Source organism: Thermoflexus sp. (assembly GCF_025055495.1).
In the GTDB taxonomy this organism is placed as follows: Bacteria; Chloroflexota; Anaerolineae; order Thermoflexales; family Thermoflexaceae; genus Thermoflexus.
Map to the genome: position 1 here is coordinate 1 of NZ_JANWXB010000191.1, position 7420 is coordinate 7420.

Below are 7420 nucleotides of genomic sequence, written 5' to 3' on the forward strand. Positions count from 1 at the left end.
CCACCAATTTGGAGAGGGGGTGTGGACGGTAAACCCTCTTGACAAAATCCGATTCGCCCTCCTATAATTAATTCGGACTCCGAAGTTCGGAGTCCGAACTTTTATGGAGCAACCGGATGCCCCCCTTCCATCCACGGGTTCGATCCGAGCGCTTGTCCGGACAGATCGCCATCGCCCTCTATCGGATCGCCCAGGCGATCCAGATCATGGTGCGCCGGGCTGGGCAGGCCTTCGGCCTTTCCCCAGCTCAGGTCCATGCCCTCCTCTTCCTGGCCTATGCCCGACCTGGCGTTCGCACCATCGGCGGGCTGGCCCAGCGCCTGCAGGCCACCCTGGCCACCGTCAGTGAGGTGGTGGACGCCCTGGAACGGAAAAATCTGGTTGCCCGCGAGCCATGGCCGGAGGATCACCGGGTCATCGGCCTCCACCTGACAGCGACCGGGCGGCGGCGGGTAGCGGATCTGGAACACCTGCTGGACGATCTGGAGGCCGCCATCGCGGAGCTGCCAGCGGACGATCAGCGGCATCTCCACCGCATCCTGCAACACATCGTCCGCCGGATGGCGGAAGCGGGCCATGTGGTGGTGTATGAGATGTGCTGGGGTTGCGCCTTCTTCCGGCCGAACGTCCATCCGGAAAACCCTGCGGCTCCCCATCACTGCGCATTTATGGACGCTCCTCTACCGGATGCCGATACCTACACCGAATGCCCGGATTTCACTCCCCGCGAAGAGGTGTCTGCATGACCGGAGGACAGCCCCTTCCGATCCGGATGTATGCCCGCCCCGACTGCGAGGACAGCGAGTTAGCCCGGAACCGGCTGCGGGAGCTGGGGATTCCGTTCATCGAGATCAACATCGAGGAGGACGAGGAAGCGGCCCAGTATGTGGAACGGTTGAACCGTGGCTTCCGCAGCACGCCCACCATCGTGTTTGGGAAGGAGGCCTTCTATATCGTGGAACCCACGGTGGAGCAACTCGACGAAGCGTTGCGGAGGGCTGGGTATCCAATCCCAGCCCATGCGGACTCCTGATGCGGATCGATGCCCATCCCATCGTTTGGCAGAAGTTACACAGTGTAGAGCTCCGCATACGAGACGGGTTGGCCCCACCCTATTTTCTCCGCCCTCCCCGTAGCCCTTTGGGCCGCGGGGAGAGCGGAGAAAGATCTTTGGAACTGGGGGGCGAAGGCCCCCTTAGCTCCCCCAACCCCTCAAATATCTAACTTAAGGAGGTGAGCCATGGCGGTTCGCGCAATCCCCGGTTATACATATGGGACTGCTGAGGCAGCGCGCTCGCCGGTGAGCGCTGAAGACTTCGAGAACCTGAAGAAGGCGACGATGTTCACCGAGGAGGATGAGCGCTACCTGCGGATGGCAGGGGAGGTCCTGGCCGACCAGGTGGAGGACATCCTCGACCTGTGGTATGGCTGGGTCGGGTCGAACCCACACCTCGTTTACTATTTCTCCGGCCCCGATGGGAAGCCGGACATGAACTATCTCCAGGCGGTCCGCCATCGGTTCGGCCAGTGGATCCTGGACACCTGCAACCGACCGTATGATCAAGACTGGCTGAACTATGCCCAGGAGATCGGATTGCGCCACCACCGGACCAAGAAGAACCAGACCGACGGCATCCAATCCGTCCCCCACATCCCGATGCGGTATGTCATCGCTTTCATCTATCCGATCACCTCGACGATCCGGCCTTTCCTGGCCAAGAAAGGCCATCCGCCGGAGGTGGTGGAGAAGATGCACCAAGCCTGGACCAAATCGGTGATCATGCAGGTGGCCCTCTGGTGCTATCCTTATACTAAAGATGGAGACTGGTGAATCCCTATCAGGCATAAAAGCCCCTCCCTGTTTCCCCTCCATGCAGCCTCGGAGGCTGCATGGAGGGGAAATCTTACATCCAGAGGGCGATGGGGTGGCTCCAAGCCGTCTCATTGCCCTCTGGATTCCCTCAGGGGAGGGGCATCGAACATGGGGCTTGAGGAACGGATCGCGCGTGGGCGTTTGATCCCGCCCCATCCCCGGCTGACCTGGATGCATCGTCCCCGCGTGGACGCCCGGTTGCGGGAGGCCCTCCAGGTCCCGGTGACCATCGTGCGGGCGGATCCGGGCTACGGCAAGACGACCGCCGTCGCTCAGATGGTGTATTACGGGTCCTGGCCGGCCGCATGGTGCAGCCTGACAGAAACTGAACGCGATCCGGTGCTCTTCCTTGCCCATCTGATTTTCGCTCTTCGAACCCTCGACCCGGGCGCCGGCGCTCGTGCCCTGACGCTGCTGCACATGCCAGATGGCGGGGCCCAGCATGGGCCGGCGGTGATCGATGCGTTGGCCAACGATCTCTTTGACCGGCTCTCCACGGACACCCTGCTTATCCTGGATGATTACCACCTGGTGGAGAGCCCGGAGATTCATCGTCTCACGGAACGGTTCATCGAAGAAATGCCTCCTGCCCTTCATCTGCTGCTCCTCACCCGGCAGACCCCCGCTTTTCGAAACCTCCCCCGCTGGCGGGCCCACGGCGAGGCGCGGGAAATCCTCACGGCTGATCTGGCTTTCACCCCGGAAGAGATCCAGGCCCTCTTCACCCGCCATGGCTACGCCCTTTCCTTGGAGATCGCTCGTCGGCTGGCCGAGGAGACCGATGGATGGATCATCGCTCTTCTAATGATCCTGCACCGGTTGCGGGAAGGCGGGCCGGCTACCCTCGAGGCGCTCCTGGATCGGATCCCAGACGCGCTGTCGGACCTCTTTGACTACTTCGCCGCAGAAGTTCTGAACCGCCTGCCCCCGGTCGTTCAGCGGTTTCTGCTACAGACCAGCATCCTGAGGGAGCTGGACGCGGAAGCCTGCGCGGCGGTCGTAGAGGACCTCGAGGATCGTGCCCTGCTGGCTCGGATCGAGGCGTATGTGCCCTTCCTGATCGTCAGGGGGGAAGGACGTTACCGGTATCATCATCTGTTTCAAGAGTTTCTTCAGCAACAGGCCCGGATCCGTCTGGGGAGCGTCGAGCCGCTGCACCGTCAGGCGGCGGCCCTCTATCGCCAGCGCGGGGAGCTCGAGGCCGCTATCCTCCATATGATGGCCGCGGGCGCATTTGAGGAAGCGGCGGAGCTCTTATCCGCCGCCGCGGAACGCATGATCCGACAGGGCCGCTATGAGACTTTCGCGGATTGGATGGACCGCCTCCCCATTACGATCTCTGGTCGGTATCCATCGTTACTTCGCCACCGGGGAGATGCCGCTCGACTGCTCAGTCAATTCAAGGAAGCGCTCGCTTGGTATGAGCGGGCCCATCAGGAAGCCGCCCGACAGAGCGATTTTGAGGAAGAAGTCCGGGCGCTCATCGGTCAGGCGCTGGTGTTCCTGGACACGGTGCAGCCGGCGAAGGCTGCGCCGTTGCTGCGTACGGCCCTCCATCGGATCCGAGGAGGTGCCCTGGAGGATCGGATCCATCTACTGAGCCTGGTGGCGGAAAACATGTTGAACGCCGGGCAACTCTCCCGGGCGGACCGCCTGCTCAGGTGGATCCAGCGCCACGATCCGACCGCGCTTCCCCCGGATGTGGAGCCACGCCTGCGGATCCGCCAGGGCTGGCTGGCCCAGGCCCGCCTTCAGGCGGAAGCCCTCCTGCGCGCTTCCCCCTGGGGGGCGAGCCGTCAGCGGATGCCTCGTTCGCACCGGGAAGCGACAGTGCTGCTTGCCTGGATCTGTGCCATGACCGGGGAGGGAGAGACCGCGCGCCGCTATGCGGAACAGGGGGTGCAACTGGGCCGGGATCTTCGTTCCCCCATAGTGGAATGCGTCGCCCTAGCTCGTCTGGGACACGGCTGGCTCTCCGGCCCAGATTACGATCTCCGCCGGGCAGAGGAGGCTTACCGGGAATCCCTTCGAATGGCGGAGACGATCCACGTTTCCCGGTTTGAGGTAGAAGCGCACCTGGGGCTTACCCTGGTGGAAGGCTTGAAAGGGCGCCCCGGCATGGCGATCGCCCATGCCGGGCGAGGGCTGGAGATCCTTCGGGACGCGGGGGATGCTTATCTCGCCACCGCCGTCCAGCTTGCCCTGGGGATCGCCGGGGTATGGACGGGGGATCCCCGGGCCGTCGAGTGGTTGGAAGCGGCTATCCAGAACGGTGCTCGGTGTCGGGAGCGCTACTTCTCGACGCTGGGTCGCCTTTGGCATGCATGGGCCCTTTTGCGTCGAGGGGATCGCTCAGCCAGCCTGCGATCGCTTCGGGAGGCCCTGGAGATCCTCCAGGCGGAGGGCTACAGTTTCCTGCTCACAGGGATTCCCATGCTGGGCATCCGCGATCCGGGCGCCCGGTTGCTGCTCCTCCAGACCGCGCTGGGGGCCCGTCTGCTTCCCGATTACCTCCAGGCCCTTCTGCCTCGTGCCCTTCAGGCCGCTACCTTTCATCTGCCCTTCGGCCCCTGGTCTCTTCCCCAGATCGAAGAGCGTGCAGATCCTCCCCTCTACATTCAGACACTGGGTCCCTTCCGGGTCTGGCGAGGGCTTTATGAAATCCCGACCGAAGCCTGGGGTCGCACCCGCGCCCGGCGCCTCTTTCAGCTTCTTATTGTCCACCGTCGACGCCCTGTGCATCGGGAAGAAATCCTGGAGGCCCTCTGGCAGGATCGAGATCCCCGGAGCGCCGCCCTGGAGCTGCGGGTGACCCTTCACGCCCTGCACCGGGCCCTGGAGCCCACCCGGCAACCGGGCCGGCCACCCTTCTATGTGATTCGAGAGGGAGAATTCCTACGCCTGAACCCCCATGCCACCTTCCATATCGATGCCGATCTGTTCACCGCCCTACTGGCCCGGGCGCAGGAGCGAGAGCCGTTCGCTCCCGATGAAGCGCTGAGCTTGCGACGGCAGGCCCTGACGTTGATGCAGGGGGAATTCCTGGAGGAATGTCGGTATGAGGACTGGGCGCTTCCGGAACGGGAGCACCTGTCAGCGCTCTATCTGAGCGCCGCCGAACAGGTCGCCAGGGCTCTCGCGGCGCGGAACGCCTGGGAGGAGGTGATCTCCCTCGCGCAACAGATCCTGGATCGGGATCCCTACCACGAAGCTGCCTGTGGGCTGCTGGTTCAGGGGTGCTGGGCGTTGGGACGGCGCGCCATGGCGGTTCGCCTTTACGAGCGCTTCCGACAGCGCATGCGGAAGGAGCTGGGGGTCGAGCCCACATTATCCCTCGCTGCCCTGCTGACGGATCTCCCCTCAGATCCCCAGCGTCCGAGCGGCCTCACCGGATAGGACGCTGTTCCCGATCAATCCGCAGGGGGAAGGAGCGGCATGCGCCAGCGGGGAACGGGCGCACGGGGCGATTCCCGGATGACCAGCATTATGCTGGCGACCATTAACGATGCGCCGACCCATTGGATCGGTGTCAGATGCTCGCCGAGCCACCCCACGGCCAGCGCCACGGTCACCAGGATCTCCGTCACCGTCAGCAAGGCGGTCTGAGTCCCTCCCAAACGCTTCACCCCCATGAACATCCCCAACCGCGAGAACATCAGAACAGCGGCCATTGCGAAGATCGGACCCAGAGCGCTTGAGGGCACAGGGGGACGAGGGTTTCCAAAGACCCACCCGGCTACTGGGGTGAAGGCCGCCATCGCCGTCAGCGCGTAAAGCGTCATGGTCTGAGCGGGCATCTCATACAGGACCCGCTGGCTCAGCACCACATGAAGCGCATAGAAGACACTGGAAAGCAACATCAGCAACACTCCGACGAGATCCGGCGTCCCCTGAAAGCGGCCCAACAGGAAAACGAGGCCCAGGCTGGCCAGAAACATCCGCAGACGGGTAAGGCCCGGGATCGGCTCGCCGTTCAGATGGATCATCAGGGCAACCAGAATGGGATACATGGAATAGATCAGATGAGCCACCGCAGCGTCCAGACGGTAAAGGCCCAGATAGTAGAAGACCGATCCCAGCGCGTTGGTGAAACCCACCGCTAAACATCCCAGCAAGCCCACTGGGTAGATGTAGAGATAGCGGCGCCAGTGGGGGTGAATCAGATACAGCGCCCAGAGGGCCAGGGCGGCCAGTCCGGTGCGCAGGATGACCACGGCGGTGGGATCCGCGCCCGCCTGATAGGCCAGCTTGGCCAGGATCGGCGCCCCGCCCAGCATCATCGCTGAGAACAGCGCCGCCAGGATCCCCTGCCATTCCAGCGCATGCCTCGGTTCCTGGGGTAGCATCCCTCGTTCCTTCCCCCTGCCCTTCCCGCTCCGCTTCGCGGTGTGCAGGAGAAGATGTAACCACCTCCCCTAAGGGAGAGCTCCACGGCGGGGGCTGTTTGGAGAGACCTCCTCATCCGCCTTTATCCCCCTCTCTTCCTCCCAGCGAAAGCGGAGGGAAAGAGGGGAATAAAACTTCTTCGCAGGTTTCGTGGACCGTCTCCCTCGCCCCCGGTGGCCCATCCGATTGGGGAAGCGAACGGCGTAACTCCTAAATCATTCAGGCCATCTGGGCAGACGAGGAAGACGAATTGCTCCCTCCTCTCTCCGCGGCTCCTTGAGCCTTTTGCCCTCCTTGCCAGAGCCCGTAAGGCCCCGGGACGGAGGGGAGAAGCCATCGAAAGCGACCCTTATCGTCCCGATCGCGTTTCACTCGAACGATGAAGATGAAACCGAAGGATCGCCTGGATTTGAGCCGTTAGCATCCCCCGCCACGCCGCTCCGGTTCTCCATCCCCCCGGACACGGCACGGGGTCCAGCTCCTCATGTCCCTTCACCGCCTCGATCCCCAGCCCCAGATGTTCCAGAAGATAGGCAATCAACCAGGCCGTTGCCGTCAGCTGGCGCTCGCCGGGAGGCCGCTGGCGGAAATCCCCGATCAGTCCAATGCTGACGGTGGTCGCATTGTCCGTGGCCGTATGAGAAACCGCCACCGCGAGCGGGTGGATCCGATACAGGAGGCCATCCGCTCCTACCAGGAAATGGTAACTCGCCCCGGGCAACCCCAGCCGCTCCACCTGAAAAGCCGCAATTTGCGCGGGCGTAACCCCCGCATCCGTTCCGGTCTGATGCAGAACCACGGCCCGGATAAGCCCCAGGGGACGAAGAGGGAAAGACTTTCCCGGATCAGCCGGGAGGTTTCCCGCCAGATCCTGCCACGCCGGCTCCGGCACTCCGGGCACCGGCATCTTCGCTTCCTCCAGGATCCGACGGGCCAGCTCCCGGATCTTTGCGCTGAGGATCGAGGGATAGGATGGCTTGGGGGCAAGCCAGTCTCCGGATCGTTCCTCCGTTCGGGATCCCTCTGGAAAAAGCTCTCGCACGGTTTGGATCTGGGAGGGTCCCAACTGAAGACGAGTCATCAACCATGCGCAAAGGCGGGCCGCTCGATCCATTTGCGCCGGGGGAGGCTCCTGATCCGCGCTCCATCCCGCCAGCCCGA

At 63.4% G+C, this 7420-nt stretch carries 6 protein-coding genes; 4 read left to right on the forward strand and 2 right to left on the reverse strand.

All coding sequences use genetic code 11. The annotated features are described in order from the left end of the window. Positions 1–116: 116 nt before the first annotated feature. The 4 genes from NZM16_RS06570 (at position 117) to NZM16_RS06585 (ending at position 5269) form a co-directional block, all read left to right on the forward strand. Entirely contained in the window at positions 117–746 is a 630-nt protein-coding gene (locus NZM16_RS06570; protein WP_295448821.1) for a MarR family winged helix-turn-helix transcriptional regulator, read from the forward strand. Next, a complete protein-coding gene (locus NZM16_RS06575) occupies positions 743–1033 on the forward strand; it encodes a glutaredoxin family protein (RefSeq protein WP_295448825.1) in 291 nt (96 codons plus the stop codon). Before NZM16_RS06570 ends, NZM16_RS06575 begins: the two co-directional genes overlap by 4 nt. A gap of 207 nt (positions 1034–1240) precedes the next feature. Further along, positions 1241–1831, forward strand: coding sequence for a protoglobin domain-containing protein (locus NZM16_RS06580; protein WP_295448828.1), 591 nt, complete (start codon positions 1241–1243; stop codon positions 1829–1831). Between the two features lie 150 nt (positions 1832–1981). Continuing rightward, positions 1982–5269 (forward strand): BTAD domain-containing putative transcriptional regulator, encoded by a 3288-nt coding sequence (locus NZM16_RS06585; RefSeq protein WP_295479429.1) that lies wholly within the window; start codon positions 1982–1984, stop codon positions 5267–5269. Between the two features lie 14 nt (positions 5270–5283). On the opposite strand, the gene NZM16_RS06590 is transcribed toward NZM16_RS06585, so the two are convergent. Next, complete coding sequence (locus NZM16_RS06590; protein WP_295479432.1) at positions 5284–6219, reverse strand: DMT family transporter; 936 nt, start codon at positions 6217–6219, stop codon at positions 5284–5286. A 389-nt stretch (positions 6220–6608) separates the two neighbouring features. Beyond that, positions 6609–7420, reverse strand: an 812-nt coding sequence (locus NZM16_RS06595; RefSeq protein WP_295479435.1) for an N-acetylmuramoyl-L-alanine amidase, incomplete at its 5' end; no start/stop codon positions are given.

What these genes read in the sequence shown, in the direction of transcription:
- NZM16_RS06570 (WP_295448821.1), top strand. Translation starts at nt 117, where the DNA reads ATGCCCCCCTTCCATCCACGGGTTCGATCCGAGCGCTTGTCCGGACAG.
- NZM16_RS06575 (WP_295448825.1), top strand. Translation starts at nt 743, where the DNA reads ATGACCGGAGGACAGCCCCTTCCGATCCGGATGTATGCCCGCCCCGAC.
- NZM16_RS06580 (WP_295448828.1), top strand. Translation starts at nt 1,241, where the DNA reads ATGGCGGTTCGCGCAATCCCCGGTTATACATATGGGACTGCTGAGGCA.
- NZM16_RS06585 (WP_295479429.1), top strand. Translation starts at nt 1,982, where the DNA reads ATGGGGCTTGAGGAACGGATCGCGCGTGGGCGTTTGATCCCGCCCCAT.
- NZM16_RS06590 (WP_295479432.1), bottom strand. Translation starts at nt 6,219, where the DNA reads ATGCTACCCCAGGAACCGAGGCATGCGCTGGAATGGCAGGGGATCCTG.